Here is a 19,892-nt window from a genome sequence, read left to right as displayed (position 1 = left end):
TCCGACATGGCTTTCCAGATTCCCGATATAGACGAGACGCAGGCCCCGCTGCTCGATCACCTGATCGAGCTGCGCACGCGTCTGTTGCGTGCGTTCATGGCCTTCGCCGTCGCGTTCGGCATCTGCTTCTATTTTTCGAGCGACATCTTCGGCTTTCTGGTCAAGCCGTTGACCCAGGCCTTCCCCGAAGGGCAGGGCAGGCTGATCTACACCAAGCTCTACGAAGCCTTCTTCGTCGAAGTGAAAGTGGCGCTCTTCGCGGCCTTTTTCGTCAGCTTCCCGGTGATCGCCAACCAGATCTGGGCCTTCGTCGCCCCGGGGCTCTACGCGAAGGAGAAGAAGGCCTTCCTGCCTTTCCTGATCGCGACGCCGGTGCTGTTCACGATGGGCGCGGCGCTTGCCTACTACGTGGTCATGCCCACGGCCTTTCACTTCTTCCTCGGTTTTCAGGGCGATACCGGCGGGCTCAAGCTGGAGGCGCTGCCGGGGACGGGTGACTATCTGGCGCTGGTCATGCAGTTCATCCTTGCCTTCGGGATCAGCTTCCTGCTGCCGGTGCTGCTGATGCTGCTCAACCGCGCGGGGATCGTCACGCGCGCGCAGGTCGCCGGGGCGCGGCGCTACGCCATCGTCGGGATCTTCATCGTCGCCGCCGTCGCTACCCCGCCCGACGTGATTTCGCAGCTGATGCTCGCCGTGCCGCTGATGGCGCTGTTCGAAGGCACGCTGCTGGTCATGCGTTTCACCGAAAACCGCGATGCGCGCGAGAAGCTGGCCGAACAGAAGGCGGCGGACGCCCCGGCCGAGTAATCCTTTCCCGTCGGCAGCCCGAGGGCCGCATGCGCGGGAAATGCGATTGACCGGGGTTCAGCCGTTTTCCTTCTTTTCCTGAAAGAGGGCACGCAGCTCGATCTTGGCGCGTTCCAGTCGCTCGTGGTCCGCTTGCGAGAGATTGCTGCCGGCACGGTTGATGTAGAAATTGAGCATGCCCATCGCCGATTGAAGCGGCGTTCCCTTGCGCCGCGTGCTCTGTTCCGCCGCCCGTTTCAGCGAGCGGGCAATGGCGCCAGGGTCGTTCCAGGTGAAAACACCCTCCTCCAGATCGAGCGCGTTCGAGTGCTCGGTCACCTCTTGCGACCATTTGCGGTTCATTCGCGAGGCTTCCCGGCGGGTTTGCCGCTTGTGAGGGCGGCCTCGGCGCTGTCACCGCGGAATGCCGCGAGGACCTCGGCGACCATCGCATCCTCCTCGTCTTCGTAGCGGGTAGAGAAATGGAAGGGCTCGACGCGGCGGGCATGCGCTGCCCGCGCGATTTCGCCCGCCGCCGTCGTCGACAGATGGGCGCGGCCAAGGGCAAGGTCACGGTCGGCGGCCGAAAACGTGGATTCGATGAAGAACGTGTCGGCATCCCTTGCCAGTTCGGCGATGGCGGCGCGGTTGCCCGCCGTATCCGCCACGTCGGTCACGTAGGCGATTTTCTGGCCGCGTTCGATGCTGACGAGGCTGCGCAGGTCTCCCAGCGGGCATCGCTTGCCATTCGGCAGGACGATCGGCGTGTCGTCCGCCGCGCCCGCCGCGACCGCGCGCTTCAGGGGTTGCAGCCAGTGTCCGGTGGGAAGCCCGCGTTCCCTGAGGCGGTTCGGCCAGACATTGACGTGCAGCGGCTCCTGAACCGCGTAGCCCAGGCTTGGTCCGTGATGCGCGAGGATCGCGACCCGCACGGAGAAATCCTCCCAGTGGAATACCGGGCCCTCCGACCACGGTGGCGGCTCGGTCCGCTCCCGGGCAAAGCCGGTCTTCAGGCGCAGGCGCGTTGCCTCGGGGTCGGTATCGGGGCGGACCTCGACCACGTCGAACACGAGGTCCGCGACATAGCGGTCGACCAGATCCCAGGTATAGGCCTGAAGCTTGTGCTCGACGGCGGCGGTGAAGCCGTCGGGGCCGACCAGCACGATCGTCTTGTCGCGGCCGATGTGCGCGCGCAGCAGCCGGTCGAAACCGACGAAGTGGTCGAGGTGCATGTGGGTGACGAAGACATGCGTGATCCGCAGCACGTCGCGCGGGCTCAGGGGCGAAAGATCGCCCAGATCGAACAACAGCGCTTCCTGGCGATGCAGGGTTTCGACAAAGACCGCAGCATCGCCGGAGCGGGTGTTTACCAGTCTTGGATGCAGTGAGGGTCGCATGTGCCTGCTTGCCGTGTGCCGGAGCACGAGATGGCCTCGACATGACGCGGCCTAGGCGCGGAAGTCAAATCGCGCGCCGGGCCGTGCCGGCTCGCGCTTGTCCTAGAATGCCTCGGGCTCCGGGGCCTGCGCCGCTGCTTCGTCCTTTGCCGCCGACCATGCGCGCTGGCCGCCGATCCAGGTTTCCAGCACCCGCGTCTTGCGGATCTCGTCGGGCGTGGCCAGCGTCGGATCGGTATCGACGAACAGAAAATCGGCGTCGTAGCCCGGGGCGATGCGGCCCAGCTTGTTCTCGGCGAACATCGCGTAGGCCGCGCCCGTGGTGTAGGCGTTGATCGCGGCCTCGCGGCTGATGGCCTCCTGCGGCTGCCAGCCCAGGAAAGGCTTTCCGTCGGGCCCTTGCCGGGTCACGGCGACGGCGATGCCTTCGAAGGGCCGTGCGGGCTCGACGGGCGTGTCGGAGCCGAATGCCAGCGTTGCACCGGTCGCGGCTATGGACTTCCACGCATAGGCGCCTGCCAGCCGGTCCGGGCCCAACCGCGCCTCTGCCATGATCCGGTCCGAGGCTTCGTGCTGCGGCTGCATCGAGGCGATCGTGCCGTGTTCGCCGAAGCGCGGGATGTCTGTGGGATCGACGATCTGCGCGTGCTCGACGCGCCAGCGCCGGTCGCCCTTGTAGGTCGCCGAAAGCTCGTCGATGGCATCGAGCACGGTCTTGTTGGCCTCGTCGCCGATCGCATGGACGGCGACCTGGAAATTGTCGAGCGCGGCGCGGCTCATCCTGTTGCCGAGCTGCGTGCGGGTCATTTGCGGGAGGCCGGAGGTCTTTGCATCGTCGGCATAGGGTGCCTTGAGCCAGGCCCCGCGCGAACCCAGCGCACCGTCGAGGAAAAGCTTGAGCCCGTTCATCTTGAGCCGGTCGCCATAGAGCCAGGGCGTCGGGCCGGGGCCGCCGATCAGCACCATGTCGTCGAGGCTCAGGGCATAGGAGACGATGCGGATGCGCAAGTGGCCGATGTCGGCGGCACGGCGAAAGGCCTGCCAGTCCTCGATCGAGGTGCCCATGTCGGCAATCGCGGTGACGCCTTGTGCGAGCAGCGCGAGCTGCGCTTCGCCCAGCGCGGTGTCGCGGTCCTCGGGGCGGGCCTTTGGCTGTTTCGATGCGATCAGCGCAGTGGCCGCGTCGATGAATACGCCTGCCGGTTTCCCGCTGCCCGCGATGTGCAGGATCTCGCCGCCTTCGGGGTCGGGCGTGGCGGCGGTAATCCCGGCGGCCTCCAGCGCCGCGCTGTTGGCCCAGCCGGCATGACCGTCGACGCGGGTGAGCCATGCGGGCTTGCCGCCGGTTCCGGCATCGAGTTCGGCGGCGGTGGGCATGCGATCGAGGCCCCATTGCACCTGATTCCAGCCGCTGCCGAGAATCCACGGCGCGTCGGGGTGCGCCGCGGTCCAGGCGGCGATGCGCGAGAGGGCCTCGTCGAGCGATGTCGCGGACGAGAGGTCCAGCGTCATCTTTGCAAAGCCGGTCGCCATGACATGGCCGTGCGCGTCGATCATGCCCGGCACGACCACGCGGCCCCTGCCGTCCAGCTTGTACTGGACGCGCTCGGGACGCTTGTCGCCTGCGTGATAGACCTCCGCCACGTGGCCATCGGGCGAGATCAGGAAGCCCTCGAAATGCTCGATGCCGCCCTTGCCATCGGGAGTCAGGCCCTCGACGTTGTCGATCAGCGTTCCGGCAACGGTCGGGACTTCCTCCACCTTCTTGCGCTTGGCCCAGGCCGGCGTGGCCACGAGCGCGCAGGTCAGGGCGGCGACAAGGGCGGCTCTTCTGGTGACCGCGCGTTTCGTGAAGGTCACTTCCTGCCCTTCTTCGGCAGCCGCTTGATGATCGCGCTGGTGTCGAGGCGCCCGCCGCCCATGGCCTGGATGTCGGCGAAGAACTGGTCGATCAGCGCCGCCACCGGCAGCGAGACGCCGAGGCCGCGCCCCTCGTCGAGGCTGAGGCCGAGGTCCTTGCGCATCCAGTCGATCGCGAAGCCGAAATCGAACTGGTCCTCGTCCATGGACTTCCAGCGGTTGTCCATCTGCCAGGACTGCGCCGCGCCGCCCGAGATCGCCTCGTAGACCTTGTCCATGTCGAGGTGCGAGGCCTGCGCGAAGCGCACCGCCTCGGCCAGCGCAGCCACGTTGCCGGCGATGCAGATCTGGTTGGCCATCTTGGCGATCTGGCCTGAACCCGCCTTGCCGACGTGCACGATCCGCTGCGAATAGGCCTCCATCACCGGGCGCGCGGCTTCGATGGCATCCTTGCGACCACCGCACATCAGCGTAAGCGTGCCCTTTTCCGCGCCGATCTGCGAGCCGGTCATCGGCGCGTCGACGCAATGGATCTGCAAGTCGCGCGCTTCCACCGAGATCTGCCGCGCGATGCGGGCCGATACCGTGGTGTGGTCGATGAAGACGCCGCCCTTCTTGAGCATGCGGAACACGCCGTTGGGGCCGAGCACGACATCGGCAAGGTCGTCGTCGTTGCCGACGCAGGTGATCACAACGTCGGCATCCTGCGCCGCGTGGGCCGGGTTCGCGGCGATGCGATGGGCCAGGCCGGGGTTGTCGCCGGCCCAATCCTGCGCGCGTTTCGGCGTGCGGTTGAAGATCGTCAGCTCATGGCCGGCCTGCGCGATGTGCCGCGCGATCGCGCCACCCATCACTCCCAGGCCGATCAAGGATACCTTGCGCCGTTCGACGGGGTTCGCGGTCATGGGGCTTTCGGTCATGGGCGTCTTCTAGCTCCTTTTGCGGGAAAGCAAACCGGTGGTGTGCAGCTTTCAACCCAAGTTTGCTTTCAATTTATCGCGGTTTCCGGTAGGCGCGCCAGCCTATGCAACAGTCAGCGCTCAATATCGCTCCCGGGGTCGAGGATGCCCTGCTCACCGCAGCCGATGTACGTGCGGCGGCGGAGCGAATTGCGGGCTCGGTCGTGCGCACCCCTACGTTGCACAGCGCCACGCTGAGCGCGATTACCGGCGCCGACATCTGGCTCAAGTTCGAAAACCTCCAGTTTACCGCTGCTTACAAGGAACGCGGCGCTCTCAACGCGCTGCTCCAGCTCGACGAGGAGCGCAAGGCGCGCGGCGTGATCGCGGCCTCTGCAGGCAACCATGCGCAGGGCCTGAGCTATCACGGCACCCGGCTCGGCGTGCCGGTAACGATCGTCATGCCCAAGACCACCCCGCTGGTGAAGGTCATGCAGACCGAGAGCGTGGGCGGCAAGGTGGTGCTCGAAGGCGAAAGCTTCGACGAGGCCTATGCCCATGCCCGCAAGCTTGAAAAGGAACTGGGGCTTACCTTCGTCCACCCCTTCGACGATCCGCACGTGGCGGCCGGGCAGGGCACGGTCGCGCTGGAAATGCTCGACGACGTGCCCGAGATCGACACGCTGGTGCTGCCGGTCGGCGGCGGCGGGCTCGGATCGGGCATGGGGACCATTGCGCGCGCTATCCGGCCCGACATCAAGCTGATCGGCGTCGAGGCGCAGCTCTATCCCTCGATGTACAACCTGCTCAAGGGCACCAACCTGCCGATCGGCGGGGATACGCTGGCCGAGGGTATCGCGGTGTTCTCGCCGGGCCTGTTCACGTCCAAGGTGCTGCGCGGCCTGCTCGACGATTTCCTGCTCGTCAGCGAGTCGAAGATCGAGAGCGCGCTGGCGCTGCTGCTGCAGATCGAGAAGACGCTGGTCGAGGGCGCGGGCGCGACGGGCCTTGCCGCCGTCATGGACAACCGCGAGCTGTTCGCGGGTCGCAAGGTCGGCATCGTCCTGTCGGGCGGCAATATCGATACGCGCCTGCTGGCCAACGTGCTGCTGCGCGATCTTGCCCGCTCGGGCCGTCTGGCGCGCCTGCGGATCGGGCTGCAGGACCGTGCTGGCGCCCTGTTCAAGGTGGCCAAGGTGTTCCACGAGCACAACGTGAACATCATCGAGGTGTTCCACCAGCGCATCTTCACGCACCTGCCGGCCAAGGGCCTCGTCACGGAAATCGAGTGCGAGGCGCGTGACAGGGACCAGCTCGAAGCGCTTGTCGCCGCCCTGCGGCGCGAGGGTTATGAAGTGAAGCAGGTCGAGACTGACTAACCCTCCCGGGCGCAAGCCGCCCGAACACGACACGCAAGTGCCGCGCCGCCGGTAACGGTGGCGGGCTGGCGCCTGCGCCGGATTCGCGCATTGGCCGGATGGGAAGGCGGGTGGAAAGAACCGCCGCGTCGGTCGCCCCGAATTGGTACGATCATGACCGTTTCCGATCGCTCGCGGGCATTTTCGAAGCGAGTCGGGCTGAAATAGTGGTTAAAGGACTTTCAACGTTTGGGCCGGGCATGCATATTCGCATGCATACGCAGCGCTTGGCTGCCGAAGCGAAAGAGGAAGTATCAGCCCCGTGACGGCTCCGGTTCGATTCCCCCGATTTTTCGTGACCAGCCCTGCGCCGTGTCCGTATCTGCCGGATCGCAACGAGCGCAAGGTGTTCACGGAGCTCAAGGGACCGCACGCGGATTCGCTCAACGATGCGCTGGGCCGGATCGGCTTTCGTCGCAGCCAGACTGTGGCCTACCGGCCTTCCTGCCTCGATTGCCATGCCTGCGTCTCGGTGCGCGTCGTTGCCGAGGAGTTCAGGGCATCCGGTTCGCAGAAGCGCGCGCTCAAGGCCAATGACGACCTCATCGCCACCGTCTGCCGTCCGTGGTCGACCAACGAGCAGTTCGAACTGCTCCAGAGCTATCTTTCGGTGCGCCATCCCGAAGGCGGGATGACCACCATGGACGAGACCGACTTCGCCGACATGGTCGAGCATACCTCGGTCACCACTTACGTCATCGAATACCGCGAGCCCTCCGCCGACGGCGTGACGCCGGGCCGCCTCGTCGGCGCCTGCCTGACCGACAAGCAGTGCGACGGCCTCTCGATGATCTACAGCTTCTACGACCCGCATCACGAGACGCGGGGCGGCCTGGGCAACTACATCATTCTCGACCACATCCGCCGCGCGCTGGAAATGGGCCTGCCCTACGTCTATCTCGGTTACTGGGTCGAGGGCTCGCCGCGCATGCAGTACAAGGTGCGCTACCGCCCGATGGAAAAGCTGGGCCGCGCCGGTTGGGAGCGGATCAGCGATGAGGATCAGAACCGCCTGATCGCCGATGCCGTCGCCAATCCGCGCAGCCGCGACAATGACGGCAGGACCGGCGGCAAGGACGGCGTTCCCGCCATTACCCAGGGCTGAGGCGCACACCGCCCGCCCCCCTTCCCATGAGGGAACTTGACCTCCCCGGCCGCGCGGGGAACCTTTCCGGCCAACGATAGGAACGCTGGAGAGATTATGTCGCCTGAAGCCATGGAGGCGCGCGTCGCCGCGCTGGAAACGCGCCTGAGAGCCGCCGAGGATCACCTCGAGATCCAGAACCTGCTGATGACCTACGGGCCATTGGTCGACAGCGCTACGGCCGAGCCGGCGGGTAAGCTGTGGGTCGAGGGCGGCGGCTACAACTTCACGCTGCCCGACGGTGGTTCGAAACGCCTCGCCGCGCCGGACGAAGTGGCGGGCATGTACACCTGGCCCGGCCACATAGACCTCGTGAACACCGGCTGCGCGCACCTGACCGCGACGCCGAAGATCACCGTCAGCGGCGACGAGGCCGAAGCGGTGGGCTATTCCTTCGTCGTGCTCAGGGAGGGGGACCGCTGGTTCCTGTGGCGCGCGGCAGTCAATCACTGGACGCTGCGGCGCACGGAAGAGGGCTGGCGCATCGTCGAGCGCTTCAACCGCGCGCTCGACGGTTCGCCCGAAAGCTATGACGTCATGCGCAAGGTCGTGGCAGCATGAAGCGCTTCGAGGGCAAGGTCGCCATCATCACCGGGGCCAGTACGGGTCTCGGCCCGGTCATGGCGCGGATGATGGCCGGGGAGGGCGCCAGGCTGGTGCTGGCGGCGCGACGCCTCGAACTGGTCGAGGAGGCCGCCCGCGCGATCGGAAGCGATGCAGTGGCCGTGCGCGCCGACGTGACCGACGAGGAGGACGTCGCGGCCATGGTCGAGACGGCGATGAGCCGCTGGGGTCAGGTCGACGTGATGATGAACAACGCGGCGGTGCCGGGCGTCGACAAGTACATATGGGAACAGACCGTCGACAATTTCCTCGATACCTACAAGGTAGACTGCATGGCGGCGATGCTGTGCACGCGCGAGGTGCTCAACCGCTCGATGCTGGAGCGGCGCTCCGGCAGCATCGTCAACTTCTCGTCCAGCGCGGGCTGGGACGGGATGGTGCGCAAGAGCCACTACAGCGCGGCCAAGGGCGCGCTGCGCATCCTGACCAAGACTGTCGCGCGCGAAGTCGGCGAATACGGCATCCGCTGCAATTGCGTGGTTCCCGGCGCGATCGGCACCGACCTGATGCTCAATTACATGAGGCGCGTGGCCGAAGAGCAGGGCAGGACGGTCGAGGAGATCGAGGCCGGCATCGTCGCGCCGCTGCCGCTCAAGACCTTCTCGACGCCCCAGGATGTCGCCCGCCTCGCGTTGTTCCTGGCCTCGGACGAGGCGCGCACGATCACCGGGCAATCGGTGAACGTCGATGCCGGGCTGGTGATGTCGTGATCCTTCGACGGGCTCAGGATGTTCGACAGGCTCAGGATGTTCGACAGGCTCAGGACGAACGGAAAGCCCTGTTCCGCGGCAAAGACCCCGCTCGTGCTGAGCTTGTCGAAGCACTGGAGTACAATGCATGACTATCGAAGACCTGCTGGCCCGCGAGGCGATCCGCGATGTCATGGCGAAGTACACGACCGCCGGCGACCGGCTGCGCGTCGACGACTTCGTGTCCTGCTTTACCGAGGACGCGGTGATGGAAAGCGAGCACGTGCCGGACGAGCGGGCATTCCGTTACGAGGGCCGCGAGGCGATCCGTGCATGGCAGGCGCGCTGGCTTGCAGGGGAGGGGGGCACGCACGGCGCCACTTTCGTGCGTCACCACCTTTCGACATCGAAGATCGACCTGACCGGCCCGGACAGTGCCCGCGCACGCACCTACTGGGTCGCCTGGACCGATATCGGTCCCGATCATGCAGGCTATTATCTCGACACCTTCCGCAAGGTGGAGGGGCAATGGCTGATCGCGCACCGCCGCGTCCGGATGGACTGGGAAGCGGACGGCAGCCTGTTCAAGAGCGCTGTCGCGAACACCAGGCCGGGCTGAATTCCGGCCCCGGCAGGCAGGGAATCGCCTCGCGTCGGGCGTGCTTTTGCCTGTGGCGCCACTGTCGTCGGCAGAGCAGGTCCCGACGCCTTCCCGCCTCCTGCGGAGCGGTCTTACGTGATGTCATCACCGGATCGTCGGCCTCGAGCGCGAAGCGGATCTTGGTGCAGGTGCCGTTGTTCACGTCGACCACGCGCGCCGCAGAAACCGTGCAACCCGGTGCCGCGGAAAGCCACGCCGGAGTGATATCCGCGATCTCCGCCGGTAGCGGTTGCACATTGGTCATGGCCTGCCTCTCCCCCGCGCGCTAGTTTTTATGCGACAAGAACGGGAGAGGACCATGGCGGAATACGATGTCGGAACGCAATCGCTGAAACTGGAACGTCAGGGGCCGATCCTGTGGTGTCGCATCGATCGCCCTCATGCGCGCAATGCGCTGACCCCGGCGATGTACTTCGGACTCAAGCGGGCGGTGCGGCTGGTCAACACGTTCGAGGAGCCCTGTGCGCTCATCATTACCGGTACGGGCGATACCTTCTCGGCCGGCGGCGATCTCGGCGCGCGCTACGACGATGGCGAGGACCCGGTGCCCGACGGGCTGCGCTATGAAAGCCTGCCGTTCGTGGCCATTCGCGAATCGATGCAGCCGGTGATCGCGGCGGTGAACGGCATCTGCCAGGGCGGCGGGCTGCTGATCGCGATGATGGCGGATATCGCGGTCGTTTCCGAACGCGCGACGTTCCGTGTGCCGGAACTGCTGCGCGGGATCATCGATGCCAGCTATGCGGCGATGCTGCCCGCGCACATCGGCATGGCCCGCGCGCGCGACCTGATTCTTTCGGCGCGCCGGATCGAGGCGGCGGAAGCCCATGCCATGGGCCTGATTTCCCGCCTCGTCGCGCACGAGGACCTCGAGGCCGAAGCCTTGCGCGCGGCCTGCGAGATCCTGCGCACCGCACCCGAAGCGCGCAGCCACACCAAGCGCATGCTGAACCAGCAGTATCCGGTGATCGACTACGAAACGATGTTCGCCAGCCTCGCCTTCGGCCGCGAACCGCGCGAAGGCATGGCCGCCTTCATGGAAAAGCGCGAACCCGACTGGACTCCGAAGCACCTGCCCGCCTGAAGAGCACAGTTGACCGCCGACGGGTTCGACGCCATAGCGCGCTCATTCCCGGGCGGTTAGCTCAGTTGGTAGAGCATCTCGTTTACACCGAGAGGGTCGGGGGTTCGAGCCCCTCACCGCCCACCATTTCCCTCGCATAAGTATCCGCAGGTTCTCGGCAGCAGCCGGGGGGCGAACGGACAGGCATTGTGAAGCGTGCCGATTACGCTTCGCTGATGGGTGGTTTCGGGTCGATCCCGCCAGTCGTGGCGTCAGGAGTCCATCATCCAGAACAGCGCCCATGCCAGCCCCGTTCCGGCAAGGAACAGGGGCCAGGACCAGTAGAAGGTGTATCCCTCGATATAGCCGTTCTGAATATAGGTGTTCTGAATCGCCAGCATGCCGCCACGCGAGCCATTCGATCCGATGATGCCTGATACGACCCAGGTCAGCAGAAAACCCGGGATCAGGGCCTTGAGGAAGGTCATGACAATCGCCTGGTAGAATGGAGTTCGCCTCTCTTTTCGCATGGAGAGGTTAATTTCGCTTTAGCGGGCTTTGCTAACGGCCGCGCCGGCGGATTGTTGCGGGCCAAGCTGAGGAGCGCGCGGGGCAGCGACGTCCTATCCTCGAAACCCGAGGAGATGTGCATGGACGACAGCCCCGAAATCAGCCTTGTGCGCAGGCGCTTCCTGGAAGCGCACGGAGCGTCCGTTCGGCCGGCTTTCGGAAGCTACGTGCATGTGACCCGGGCCGAACGGCCGCGCGCCGCGCTGGGGTATTGCCGGGCGGGCAGCGAGCCGCTTTTCCTTGAGCGCTACCTCGATGCGCCGGTGGAACAGGCGGTCTCCGCCGCGACCGGCAGGCCGGCCGCGCGCGAAAGCATTATCGAGATCGGCAATCTCGCCGCGGACGATGCCTTTGCCATGATCGAGCTGTGGGGCAGCGTGGCCAACGATCTCGGCGCCGGCTGCGAAATCGCGGTCGCCACGCTGACGGCGCCGTTGCGCGCCATGTTTGCCCGGATCGGGGTTCCGCTTGTCGTGCTGGGCTCCGCCGTGGCCGAACGGGCCGACGATCCCGAAGCGTGGGGCCACTACTATGCGCGTGATCCGCAGGTCTGCGCCGGCGTCATTGCCCAGGGGCAGCAGGCCATCGCGGCGTTCCTCGCGCGGCGTCGGAGGAGTGCCGCATGAACGGCCTGCTCGAGACGATCCGCGGCCATGCCGCGTCGCGACCGAGGCAGGTCGCTCTCGATCCGGTCGTTTCGGCACCGGTGACCTGGAGCGAACTGGCAACGCAGGTCGCCGACATGGCTTCCCGGTTCGCGAACGAGGAGCACGGGGCGCGTCCGCACGTCCTGCGCCTCGACCATGGCATAGAGGAAGCCGTTACCGAACTGGCGCTGCTCGAAGCCCGCATTCCCGCGCTGTCGTTGCCCACGTTCTTCACCGAGGAACAGGCACGGCACGCCATAGCCACCTGTGGGACCGAATCCGCATATTCTTCGGTCTCACTGCCCGCGCCGTCCCGTATGCCCCTGGGGACGGCGCGGGTAACCTTCACCTCCGGTTCGACCGGAACCCCCAAGGGTGTCTGCCTCTCCGCGTCGCACATGCTGGCCGTGGCCGCATCGGTCGTCGAAGCGGTCGGGGCCGAGCATGCGGGCCGCCACTGCGCGCTGTTGCCGCCGGGGATCCTGCTGGAAACCGTGGCGGGGTTCTTCGCGACGATGCTGGCGGGGGGCACCTACGTTTGCCCGCCGCAGGCCGAAGCCGGCCTGGCCGATCCCTTCCGCCCCGATTTCGCGGCGATGGCGCAGCGGCTGGCCGACTGGCGGATCACGTCGCTGATCCTCGTGCCCGAGTATCTGGCCGGGCTGGTCGCGGTGATGGAGCGTACCGGCCTGCGCCTGCCGCTGCTGACGCTGGTCGCCGTGGGCGGCGCGCGCGTGCCGGTTGACCTGCTGGCGAGGGCGCGCGCGCTCGGGCTGCCGGTGCGGCAGGGCTATGGTCTTACCGAGTGCGGTTCGGTGGTCTCGCTGGAACGCGCGGACGAGGACGTGCCCGGCTCGGCCGGCAGGCCGCTCGGCCATATGAAGGCGCGGATCGCGCCCGACGGGGAAATCCTCCTCGAAGGGGAGATGTTCCTGGGCACCATCGGCGAACCACGCGAACCGGGGCCGCTGGCGACGGGTGACATCGGCCGCATCGACGATGACGGCCGCCTCTGGATCGAAGGGCGCAAGTCTGCGCTCATCGTCACCAGCTTCGGCCGCAACATTTCGCCCGAATGGGTGGAGGCGCAGCTTACCGCCCAGCCGGACATCGCGCAGGCCATGGTTCACGGCGACGGGCTTGCGGCTGTCGAAGCCCTGCTCGTGCCTGCCCGCGCGGATGCCGATCTGGCGGCGGCGGTTGCGGCCGCCAATGCAGAACTCCCCGCCTATGCCCGCGTCGCGGGCTGGCGCGAGGTCGCTCCCTTCACGCCTGCGAACGGCTTGCTGACCGGCAATGGCCGGCTGCGTCGCAAGGCGATCGAGGCGGCGTGGCTTGCGGATAAGCCGCGGTTCTTCGACGAACTGGAGGCGCAGACCTTGCGTGACCGGCTGCGCTTTCTTGGCATTCCGCAAGTGCGCGCCGGCCTTGCCGGGACGATCTCGCGCCAAACCTACATCGATTACCTGCATCAGGCCTGGCATCACGTGCGCCATACCGTGCCGCTGATGCAGGCGGCCCGCGCCCGGCTGCTCGACCGGCCCGACCTGCTGGCCGCGCTCGACGAATATATCGAGGAGGAGACCGGGCACGAGGAATGGATCCTTGCCGACATCGCGGCGGCCGGCGGCGATGCCGATGCCGCTCGCGTCAGCGATCCGGCTCCGGCGACGCGGGCCATGGTCGAGCATGCCTATCGTGCGATCGAAGAGGGCAACCCGGCCTGCTTCTTCGGCATGGTCTATGTGCTCGAAAGCGTCAGCGTGGCGCTGGCGCAGCGCGGCGCCAGCGCGGTGGCCGAGAACCTTGGCCTGCCGCCCGAAGCCTTCACGTACCTCACGTCGCACGGCGCGCTCGATCAGGACCACATGGCGTTCTTCGCCGGGCTGGTGAACGCGCTGGAGAGCGAGGGGGACCGGGCCGCGATCCTGCGTATGGCGCGGGAGATGTTCGGTCTGTTCGGCGGGGTTTTCGCCTCGATCGAAATGGGGGATGCGCCCATGGAGGACAAGCATGTCGCAGCTTGAAGGCAAGCGCGTGGCGATTACCGGCGCGGCCGGCGGCATCGGCACGCCGGTGGCCCGCATGCTGCGCGAGGCCGGCGCGCACGTCACTGGTATCGACCGGATGGAGTGCAATGCCTGCGATGCCAGCATCGTGACCGACCTGTCGGACGATGCCCAACTCGCCGCGCTGGCCGAGCGGCTCGAGGGGGACTGCCCCGACGTGCTGGTCAATGTCGCGGGCGTCATGCGCTTCGGCCTGCTGGAAAGCCAGCCGATCGAGGCATTGGCGCTGTGCTACCGGGTCAACCTGCTGGTGCCGGCAGTGCTCGCGCGGGCGGTCGCCATGCCGATGCGCATGCGCGGCAGCGGCCAGATCGTGAATATCGGCTCGGTGCTGGGGTCGATCCCCTATCCCTGGTTCGCGGCCTATTCGAGCAGCAAGGCCGGGCTGGCGGCCCTGAGCCAGGGGCTGCGGCGTGAACTCATGGGCACCGGCGTCGCCGTCACCCACATCAACCCGCGCGCCGCGCGCACGGCCTTCAACAACAGCGAAGTCAACCGCTTCCTGGAAGTGACCGGCATGAAGGCCGATGCCCCCGAATGGGTCGCGGGCCGCATCGTCGCGGCCATTCTGGCGCGCCGCGAAACCGTCAACATCGGCGCGATGGAGCGCATCTATGCCGCGCTCAACGCCATCTCGCCCAGGCTCATAGACAGCGGCCTTGCAACGCAGATCCGCAAGGCCCGCGCCGAGTTCTGCTGAACCGGACAAATCGAGAGGAGTTTATTTCCATGATCAAGCGTGTCCTGTTGGGTAGCCTTCTGGCTCCGGCACTTGCGCTTTCCGTGCCTGCCGTGGCGGCAGCCGACATGGCGAGCGACGTGGCGGCCGTGAACCACGGATGGGCCCACATTACCTACGAAGTGAAGGGATCGAGCACCCAGACCAAGGCGCTCGACAAGCTGGCGAAGGACGCGGCGCTGGTCGTGGCGCGCTATCCCGGCAAGGCCGAGCCGCTGCTGTGGCAGGGCATCATCGTCAGCGAACAGGCCAACCGCGCGAACTTCTTCCACAAGCTGGGCCTTGCCACCAAGGCGCGCGACATTCTCCAGAAGGCCTATTCCATCGATCCGAACGCGGCGCAGGGCGGCGCGGCCATGAGCCTGGGCGTGCTCTACTTCAAGGTGCCCGGCTCGCCGCTCGCATGGGGCGACGACGACAAGGCGGGCAAGCTGCTCAAGCAGGCGCTCGCGATCGATCCCGAGGGGCTGGACGCCAACTATTTCTACGGCGACTACCTGCTCGATCAGGGAGACAAGGCCGCGGCCCGCTCCTACCTGCAGAAGGCGCTGCGCGCGCCGCACGATCCCTTGCGCCCCGTCTGGGATGCCGGCCGTCGCCGCGAGGTCAGGGCCCTGCTTGCCAAGGCCGGTTGAGCTGCGGGGGCGCGGATGAGGCTTGCCCGCGCGCTGGCGCAGCAGCTGGCCCATCCCCGCGGCATGGCCGGGCGCCTGCTCGGCAATGCCATGGACGTGGCCAACCGCAGGCCCTTGCGGCTGGCGGTCGACCTGCTGGCGCCTGCGCGGGGTGAGGAGATCCTCGATGCGGGCTGCGGTACCGGCGCGGCCATGGCGCGCATGCAGGCGCGCGTGCCTTGCCACGTTACCGGCGTCGATGCGTCCGAGACGATGCTGGATGCCGCGCGGCGCAAGCTGGGCGCGGGGGCCGAATGCGTGAACGCACCGCTCGAGGATCTGCCTTTCGCCTCCGCGCGCTTCGATGCGGTGCTGGCGCTCAACGTGCTCTACTTCAACGATGCGGATAACGGCATGCTGCGGTCGATGCTTCGCGTGCTGCGGCCCGGCGGCCGTCTGGTCGCCTACGTGACCCATCGCGACACCATGATCGACTGGCCTTTCGCGCGTGAGGGGCTTCACCGTCTGTACGATGCCGCCGGATTGCGCGAGGCACTTGTCGCCGCAGGATTTGCCTGCGGGCCGGGGGACGTGCAAGAAGTCGCCGTGACGCGCTCGGTAAAGGGACTGCTTGCCCATGCCCAGCGCTGAATTGGCGGGAGCGCACTGGAGTATGGAGGCGGAGCAAGAAGACGCGGATGCAAACGGCCTGGTGCTGCTGCTCGACGTGCATCGCGCCGAACTCCTGCGTTTTCTCACGGCACGATGCGGTTCGCCCGACGAGGCGGAAGACATGGTGCAGGAGATGTGGATCAAGGTCTCCGGTCAGGCGACGGGGCCGATCACGAACGGGCGGGCCTATCTGTTCCGCATGGCCAACAACCTCGTGCTCGACAGGGCGCGCGGGCGGCAGCGGTCCATGCGGCGTGAGCGCGTATGGCTGGAATCCGAGGACGGCGGCGTTGCAAGAATGCCCGAGGATCGCACCGATCCCGGCGAGCCGGCGGACGAAGTGATCGCGCGAAGGCAGGAGGCGCAAGTGCTGCGCGATGCCATCGCCGACCTTCCACCTGGAGCGCAGCGGGCCTTGCGACTCTATCGCTTCGAGGACAAGGGGCAGAAGGAAATAGCCGAAATCATGGGGATAAGTCGCAGCGGTGTCGAAAAGCATCTGGCGCTGGCGATGAAACGACTGCGTGAGGCCCTTGCCGACTGCGGATCGTTCGAGGCGGCGCCGTCTATGACACATGGGGCGCAAGGCGGAAGGAAACCGCGCATGGAACAGGGACAATGAAACGCGCAGACGATCAGATCATGGCCGAAGCTGCTCGCTGGCACATCGCCAGCGAGGACGATGCCATGGACTGGGATGCCTTCACGCTCTGGCTGGAGGCTGACCCCAGCCACCGCGCGGCCTATGACGAGGTTGCCCTGGCGGACAGCGTTCTGCAGGAATACCGCGCCGACCTGGACGAGGTAACGCGTGAGGCGTCCGTCGAGGCGACGGCCGATGCCGCCGCAGCCGATGTTTCAGCGGACGTGCCGGACAACGTCGTGCGTCCCGTTTTCGGCAAGCGCCTGCGCTGGGCCGGCATGGCTATCGCCGCGTCGCTGGTCGCCGTGCTCGCCATTCCGCAACTCGTTTCGCCCGCCCCGGAAGTCTACGAAACCGCCACAAGCGCCCGACGCATCGCGCTCGACGACGGGTCCAGCATCATGCTGGCGCCGCGCAGCCGCCTGACCGTCGAAGGGCGCGACCAGGATCGCATGGCCCTGTCCGGCGGCGCGATGTTCGACATACGGCACGATCCTGACAGGCCGCTGACAATTGCGGCCGGCAATCTGCGGATCAGCGATATCGGTACCCGTTTCGACGTGCAGGCGCAGGACAGGCGGGTCCGGGTCGCGGTTGTTGAGGGCAAGGTCGAGGTCAGCTCCGAAAGCCTCGCGGCACCGGTCCATCTCGCCGCCGGCAAGGGGCTGTCCTTCGATGGTACGGCCGGCAAGGCGATGGTTGCCTCGGTGCGGGCAGAGGACGTGGGTGCCTGGCAAAAAGGCCGCCTGTCTTACGACAATGCGCCGCTTGCTCTGGTCGTAGCCGATTTGCATCGCTATGCGGGTGTTCAGGTGGAGGTGCCGGAAGCTTTGCGTGACCGGCGTTTTTCGGGAACTCTGGTAGTCGGCGATGGCGATGCGGCACTCCGCGATCTTGCGCAAGTCATGGGCTTGCGCCTCGGCGGTCGCGCTGGGACTTGGCATCTGGAGCAGCCCGCCGGCTGAGGCGCGCGAAAGCGGCCCGCAGCACATCGACGTAGCGGCAGGCTCGCTGCCCGATGTAATCGCGGAACTGGCCCGCGAAATGCACGTATCGATCGGTGCCGAAGGCGCGCTGCCGCGTATCCGCACGCCGAAAGTGCGCGGAACCATGGGCGTTGCGGAGGCGCTGCGGCGCCTGCTTTCGGGAACCGGCTATGTCGCCCGGCAGGTGGGCGAGACCGCCTGGCGTATCGAGCGCGCGCCTTCCGCTCCGGCGCGTACCGAGCGTAGCGAACCCCGCCCGGTTCCCCCGCCGCAGCCCATTCTGGTGACCGCGACCAAGCAGCCCCTTGCGCTGTTGTCGCTGCCGGCCGCCGTGTCGGTCGCCAGACTGACCGATGTCGAACGCAGCGATCCCGGTTCCGCCAGCGCGACCGTATCCTCCCAGCTCGACGGACTGGCACTGACCTCGCTGGGGCCGGGTCGTAACCGGATGTTCCTGCGCGGGATCGCAGACAGTGCCTTCAGCGGGGAAAGCCAGTCCACCGTGGCGGTCGTGCTCGATGACGCCCGCCTCACTTATTCGGCGCCCGATCCCGACATCCGCCTTGTCGACATCGAGCGCGTCGAAGTGCTCAAGGGGCCGCAGGGGTCGCTCTACGGGACCGGCGCGCTGGGCGGGATCTACCGGCTCGTGTCACGTTCGGCGGACCTCGACGATGCCAGCCTGACGGTGTCGGGCGGCGGCGTCATCGCCGCGCATGGCGAGCCTGGCTATTCGGGATCGGTCATCGCCAACCTGCCGCTCCGCAGGGATTTCGCGGCATTGCGCCTCGTCGGATATGCGGCGGAGGAGCCGGGCTGGATCGACACCGGCACGCGCAAGGACAGCAATTCCACCAAGGTTAGCGGCGCGCGCGCCATGCTGGGCGTGGTGCCCGCGTCAGGCTGGCGGCTCGACCTGACCGGTTTCGCACAATGGCTGCAGACGCGCGACAGCGCCTATGTCTACACCTCGGGTTCATTCTCGCGCCCGGACCAGATCGCCGAGCCGCACGACAACGACCTGACGCACGTGGCGGTCCGCCTTTCCGGCGGTATGGGCGATGTCGAGCTCATGCTGGCGAGCGCGATGACCTGGCACGACGTTGGCGATACGCTCGATGCCACGATCGGGGCGGAGGGGCTGGGCTTGTCCGATCCGCGGGTCCTGCTCGACTTGCGCTCATATCGCGTGTGGGACAACGATCTTCGCCTGCGGGGTCGGCTGGGGGCGCTGAACTGGCTGGCCGGCGTCGCCTACGTCGAGGCGCGCCAGACGCTGCTGGAGACGCTCACGGGCTTTTCCGGAGGCGAAGTGATCGCCGACGACGACCGGCGCACCAGCGACGACACGGCGGTCTATTTCGACTTGTCTCTGCCGATTACCGATACGCTTTCACTCGATGGCGGGGCACGGCTGTTCCACTCCGCCATCCACGAGACGCGTATCCTGTCGTCCGGACGGGTGACCCGCGAGCGCAGGAAGTCGGGCATGACGCCCAGTCTCGCGCTGGCCTGGCAACCCAATGCCAGCCGCCTGATCTACCTGCGCTACGGCTCGGCCTTCCGTCAGGGCGGATCGGAGATCTCGGAAAGCGGCGCCATCGAGCCGCTCAAGGGGGATGAACTGGCCTCGCTCGAGGCCGGCTGGCGCGAGCGTCTGCCAGGGGGCGGGCGCATGGAGATCAATGCCTGGTACACCCGCTGGGAGGACGTTCAGTCCGACGTGCTCGGGTCGGACGGGCTGATCGAGACCACCAACGCGGGCAACGCCCGCATCATCGGCGTGGAAGGCTCGCTCGACATGGTGCTGGGGCCGGGCTGGCGCATGGAAACGGGGGCCAACTTCACCGGCGCGCTGCTGATGCGCAGCGCGCTCGGCTACGAGGTGCACGACCGCCACTTGCCCGTCGTGCCCGAATATACCCTGCGTGCCTCGCTGCGGCACGACTTCGCCCTGGGACCCGCCGATGTCTGGGCGCAAGTGCGCCTGCGCTACATCGGGCCGTCGCGCATGAGTTTCGATCCCGCGCTGGACCGGCAGATGGGCAAGCTGCTCGAAAGCGGGATAGAGGTGCATGCCGTGCTCGACGACTGGCAGTTCAGCCTGCAGGCCCGGAACCTCTTTGCCGGCAAGGGCAATACCTTCGCGTACGGCAATCCCTTCCGCTATCGCACCATGCCGCAGTTCACGCCGCAGCGGCCGCTGACCGTCGGCCTGTCGGTTTCGCGTTCGTTCTGAACCGTTGGCGGGGCATGTGGGGACGCAAAGGGTGGCGGCAGCGCCATGGGACTTGTCCGGCGCGTGCCGGAGCGGCTGCCGCCACAGTTTGCGAGTGATACCGTTCGGAGAGAAAGTCCAAGGATAAGGGCTGGCTCTGCCTGCAGGTGTCATCCGGAAGCGGGGTCGC

21 protein-coding genes and 1 tRNA gene are annotated in these 19,892 nt (G+C 66.8%); 16 read left to right on the top strand and 6 right to left on the bottom strand.

Annotated elements, in window-relative coordinates; genetic code table 11:
• Positions 1–6 precede the first annotated feature (6 nt).
• Positions 7–810: a twin-arginine translocase subunit TatC gene (gene tatC / locus NZK81_RS01500; RefSeq protein WP_260043312.1), complete on the top strand. Its 804-nt coding sequence runs from the start codon at positions 7–9 to the stop codon at positions 808–810.
• A 57-nt stretch (positions 811–867) separates the two neighbouring features.
• On the opposite strand, the gene NZK81_RS01495 is transcribed toward tatC, so the two are convergent.
• The 4 genes from NZK81_RS01495 to NZK81_RS01480 form a co-directional block, all read right to left on the bottom strand.
• Complete coding sequence (locus NZK81_RS01495; protein ID WP_260043310.1) at positions 868–1,152, bottom strand: DUF3175 domain-containing protein; 285 nt, start codon at positions 1,150–1,152, stop codon at positions 868–870.
• The gene (locus NZK81_RS01490; protein WP_260043308.1) at positions 1,149–2,186 is read right to left on the bottom strand and encodes an MBL fold metallo-hydrolase; all 1,038 of its coding nucleotides are present in this window, start codon (positions 2,184–2,186) and stop codon (positions 1,149–1,151) included. Before NZK81_RS01490 ends, NZK81_RS01495 begins: the two co-directional genes overlap by 4 nt.
• A gap of 102 nt (positions 2,187–2,288) precedes the next feature.
• Complete coding sequence (locus NZK81_RS01485) at positions 2,289–3,980, bottom strand: amidohydrolase (RefSeq protein ID WP_419181643.1); 1,692 nt, start codon at positions 3,978–3,980, stop codon at positions 2,289–2,291.
• A 62-nt stretch (positions 3,981–4,042) separates the two neighbouring features.
• Entirely contained in the window at positions 4,043–4,966 is a 924-nt protein-coding gene (locus NZK81_RS01480; RefSeq protein ID WP_260043306.1) for an NAD(P)-dependent oxidoreductase, read from the bottom strand.
• Between the two features lie 104 nt (positions 4,967–5,070).
• Between NZK81_RS01480 and NZK81_RS01475 the strand changes: the two genes are divergently transcribed.
• The 5 genes from NZK81_RS01475 to NZK81_RS01455 all read left to right on the top strand — a co-directional run bounded on the left by NZK81_RS01475 (position 5,071) and on the right by NZK81_RS01455 (position 9,439).
• Complete coding sequence (locus NZK81_RS01475) at positions 5,071–6,324, top strand: threonine ammonia-lyase (RefSeq protein WP_260043303.1); 1,254 nt, start codon at positions 5,071–5,073, stop codon at positions 6,322–6,324.
• Positions 6,325–6,625: 301 nt separating this feature from the next.
• Positions 6,626–7,468 (top strand): arginyltransferase, encoded by an 843-nt coding sequence (locus NZK81_RS01470; RefSeq protein WP_260043301.1) that lies wholly within the window; start codon positions 6,626–6,628, stop codon positions 7,466–7,468.
• Between the two features lie 96 nt (positions 7,469–7,564).
• Complete coding sequence (locus NZK81_RS01465) at positions 7,565–8,068, top strand: nuclear transport factor 2 family protein (RefSeq protein WP_260043300.1); 504 nt, start codon at positions 7,565–7,567, stop codon at positions 8,066–8,068.
• Positions 8,065–8,841 (top strand): SDR family NAD(P)-dependent oxidoreductase, encoded by a 777-nt coding sequence (locus NZK81_RS01460; protein ID WP_260043299.1) that lies wholly within the window; start codon positions 8,065–8,067, stop codon positions 8,839–8,841. The genes NZK81_RS01465 and NZK81_RS01460 overlap by 4 nt, the downstream gene beginning before the upstream one ends.
• Positions 8,842–8,968: 127 nt before the next feature.
• Positions 8,969–9,439: a nuclear transport factor 2 family protein gene (locus tag NZK81_RS01455; RefSeq protein ID WP_260043298.1), complete on the top strand. Its 471-nt coding sequence runs from the start codon at positions 8,969–8,971 to the stop codon at positions 9,437–9,439.
• On the opposite strand, the gene NZK81_RS01450 is transcribed toward NZK81_RS01455, so the two are convergent.
• Positions 9,405–9,725 (bottom strand): hypothetical protein, encoded by a 321-nt coding sequence (locus tag NZK81_RS01450; protein WP_260043297.1) that lies wholly within the window; start codon positions 9,723–9,725, stop codon positions 9,405–9,407. The two genes, NZK81_RS01455 and NZK81_RS01450, sit on opposite strands and share 35 nt — an antisense overlap.
• Positions 9,726–9,779: 54 nt before the next feature.
• On the opposite strand from NZK81_RS01450, the gene NZK81_RS01445 reads away from it, so the two are divergent.
• Positions 9,780–10,565 carry an enoyl-CoA hydratase/isomerase family protein gene (locus tag NZK81_RS01445; RefSeq protein WP_260043296.1) on the top strand — a complete coding sequence of 262 codons (786 nt, stop codon included), beginning with the start codon at positions 9,780–9,782 and terminating at the stop codon, positions 10,563–10,565.
• A gap of 50 nt (positions 10,566–10,615) precedes the next feature.
• Positions 10,616–10,691: transfer RNA gene (locus NZK81_RS01440), tRNA-Val, on the top strand.
• A gap of 125 nt (positions 10,692–10,816) precedes the next feature.
• On the opposite strand, the gene NZK81_RS01435 is transcribed toward NZK81_RS01440, so the two are convergent.
• Positions 10,817–11,032: a hypothetical protein gene (locus NZK81_RS01435; protein WP_260043295.1), complete on the bottom strand. Its 216-nt coding sequence runs from the start codon at positions 11,030–11,032 to the stop codon at positions 10,817–10,819.
• Positions 11,033–11,194: 162 nt separating this feature from the next.
• On the opposite strand from NZK81_RS01435, the gene NZK81_RS01430 reads away from it, so the two are divergent.
• From NZK81_RS01430 to NZK81_RS01395, 8 genes are read left to right on the top strand one after another with little or no spacing between them, the layout of a single operon-like run.
• Positions 11,195–11,740, top strand: coding sequence for a thermostable hemolysin (locus NZK81_RS01430; protein WP_260043293.1), 546 nt, complete (start codon positions 11,195–11,197; stop codon positions 11,738–11,740).
• Positions 11,737–13,788, top strand: coding sequence for an AMP-binding protein (locus tag NZK81_RS01425; RefSeq protein WP_260043292.1), 2,052 nt, complete (start codon positions 11,737–11,739; stop codon positions 13,786–13,788). The genes NZK81_RS01430 and NZK81_RS01425 overlap by 4 nt, the downstream gene beginning before the upstream one ends.
• A complete protein-coding gene (locus NZK81_RS01420; protein WP_260043291.1) occupies positions 13,775–14,530 on the top strand; it encodes an SDR family NAD(P)-dependent oxidoreductase in 756 nt (251 codons plus the stop codon). Before NZK81_RS01425 ends, NZK81_RS01420 begins: the two co-directional genes overlap by 14 nt.
• A 29-nt stretch (positions 14,531–14,559) precedes the next feature.
• A complete protein-coding gene (locus NZK81_RS01415) occupies positions 14,560–15,204 on the top strand; it encodes a tetratricopeptide repeat protein (RefSeq protein ID WP_260043290.1) in 645 nt (214 codons plus the stop codon).
• 15 nt (positions 15,205–15,219) lie between these two features.
• Positions 15,220–15,834, top strand: coding sequence for a class I SAM-dependent methyltransferase (locus NZK81_RS01410; protein ID WP_260043289.1), 615 nt, complete (start codon positions 15,220–15,222; stop codon positions 15,832–15,834).
• 22 nt (positions 15,835–15,856) lie between these two features.
• On the top strand, positions 15,857–16,477 hold the full coding sequence (locus tag NZK81_RS01405) for an RNA polymerase sigma factor (protein ID WP_260043288.1): 621 nt from the start codon (positions 15,857–15,859) through the stop codon (positions 16,475–16,477).
• Complete coding sequence (locus tag NZK81_RS01400; RefSeq protein ID WP_260043287.1) at positions 16,474–17,463, top strand: FecR family protein; 990 nt, start codon at positions 16,474–16,476, stop codon at positions 17,461–17,463. The genes NZK81_RS01405 and NZK81_RS01400 overlap by 4 nt, the downstream gene beginning before the upstream one ends.
• Positions 17,369–19,723 carry a TonB-dependent receptor gene (locus NZK81_RS01395; RefSeq protein WP_260043286.1) on the top strand — a complete coding sequence of 785 codons (2,355 nt, stop codon included), beginning with the start codon at positions 17,369–17,371 and terminating at the stop codon, positions 19,721–19,723. The genes NZK81_RS01400 and NZK81_RS01395 overlap by 95 nt, the downstream gene beginning before the upstream one ends.
• Positions 19,724–19,892 lie beyond the last annotated feature (169 nt).

The sequence above is a fragment of the Novosphingobium mangrovisedimenti genome, assembly GCF_025153475.1.
Classification (GTDB): domain Bacteria; phylum Pseudomonadota; class Alphaproteobacteria; order Sphingomonadales; family Sphingomonadaceae; genus Novosphingobium; species Novosphingobium mangrovi_A.
The sequence above is the reverse complement of the archived record's forward strand: the minus strand, read 5'-3'. Positions and strand labels throughout refer to the sequence as shown.

Excerpts from the sequence above, each read along its gene's own strand:
- tatC (WP_260043312.1), top strand. The coding sequence starts at position 7 with ATGGCTTTCCAGATTCCCGATATAGACGAGACGCAGGCCCCGCTGCTC.
- NZK81_RS01495 (WP_260043310.1), bottom strand. The coding sequence starts at position 1,152 with ATGAACCGCAAATGGTCGCAAGAGGTGACCGAGCACTCGAACGCGCTC.
- NZK81_RS01490 (WP_260043308.1), bottom strand. The coding sequence starts at position 2,186 with ATGCGACCCTCACTGCATCCAAGACTGGTAAACACCCGCTCCGGCGAT.
- NZK81_RS01480 (WP_260043306.1), bottom strand. The coding sequence starts at position 4,966 with ATGACCGAAAGCCCCATGACCGCGAACCCCGTCGAACGGCGCAAGGTA.
- NZK81_RS01475 (WP_260043303.1), top strand. The coding sequence starts at position 5,071 with ATGCAACAGTCAGCGCTCAATATCGCTCCCGGGGTCGAGGATGCCCTG.
- NZK81_RS01465 (WP_260043300.1), top strand. The coding sequence starts at position 7,565 with ATGTCGCCTGAAGCCATGGAGGCGCGCGTCGCCGCGCTGGAAACGCGC.
- NZK81_RS01460 (WP_260043299.1), top strand. The coding sequence starts at position 8,065 with ATGAAGCGCTTCGAGGGCAAGGTCGCCATCATCACCGGGGCCAGTACG.
- NZK81_RS01455 (WP_260043298.1), top strand. The coding sequence starts at position 8,969 with ATGACTATCGAAGACCTGCTGGCCCGCGAGGCGATCCGCGATGTCATG.
- NZK81_RS01450 (WP_260043297.1), bottom strand. The coding sequence starts at position 9,725 with ATGACCAATGTGCAACCGCTACCGGCGGAGATCGCGGATATCACTCCG.
- NZK81_RS01445 (WP_260043296.1), top strand. The coding sequence starts at position 9,780 with ATGGCGGAATACGATGTCGGAACGCAATCGCTGAAACTGGAACGTCAG.
- NZK81_RS01435 (WP_260043295.1), bottom strand. The coding sequence starts at position 11,032 with ATGACCTTCCTCAAGGCCCTGATCCCGGGTTTTCTGCTGACCTGGGTC.
- NZK81_RS01430 (WP_260043293.1), top strand. The coding sequence starts at position 11,195 with ATGGACGACAGCCCCGAAATCAGCCTTGTGCGCAGGCGCTTCCTGGAA.
- NZK81_RS01425 (WP_260043292.1), top strand. The coding sequence starts at position 11,737 with ATGAACGGCCTGCTCGAGACGATCCGCGGCCATGCCGCGTCGCGACCG.
- NZK81_RS01420 (WP_260043291.1), top strand. The coding sequence starts at position 13,775 with ATGTCGCAGCTTGAAGGCAAGCGCGTGGCGATTACCGGCGCGGCCGGC.
- NZK81_RS01415 (WP_260043290.1), top strand. The coding sequence starts at position 14,560 with ATGATCAAGCGTGTCCTGTTGGGTAGCCTTCTGGCTCCGGCACTTGCG.
- NZK81_RS01410 (WP_260043289.1), top strand. The coding sequence starts at position 15,220 with ATGAGGCTTGCCCGCGCGCTGGCGCAGCAGCTGGCCCATCCCCGCGGC.
- NZK81_RS01405 (WP_260043288.1), top strand. The coding sequence starts at position 15,857 with ATGGAGGCGGAGCAAGAAGACGCGGATGCAAACGGCCTGGTGCTGCTG.
- NZK81_RS01400 (WP_260043287.1), top strand. The coding sequence starts at position 16,474 with ATGAAACGCGCAGACGATCAGATCATGGCCGAAGCTGCTCGCTGGCAC.
- NZK81_RS01395 (WP_260043286.1), top strand. The coding sequence starts at position 17,369 with ATGGCGATGCGGCACTCCGCGATCTTGCGCAAGTCATGGGCTTGCGCC.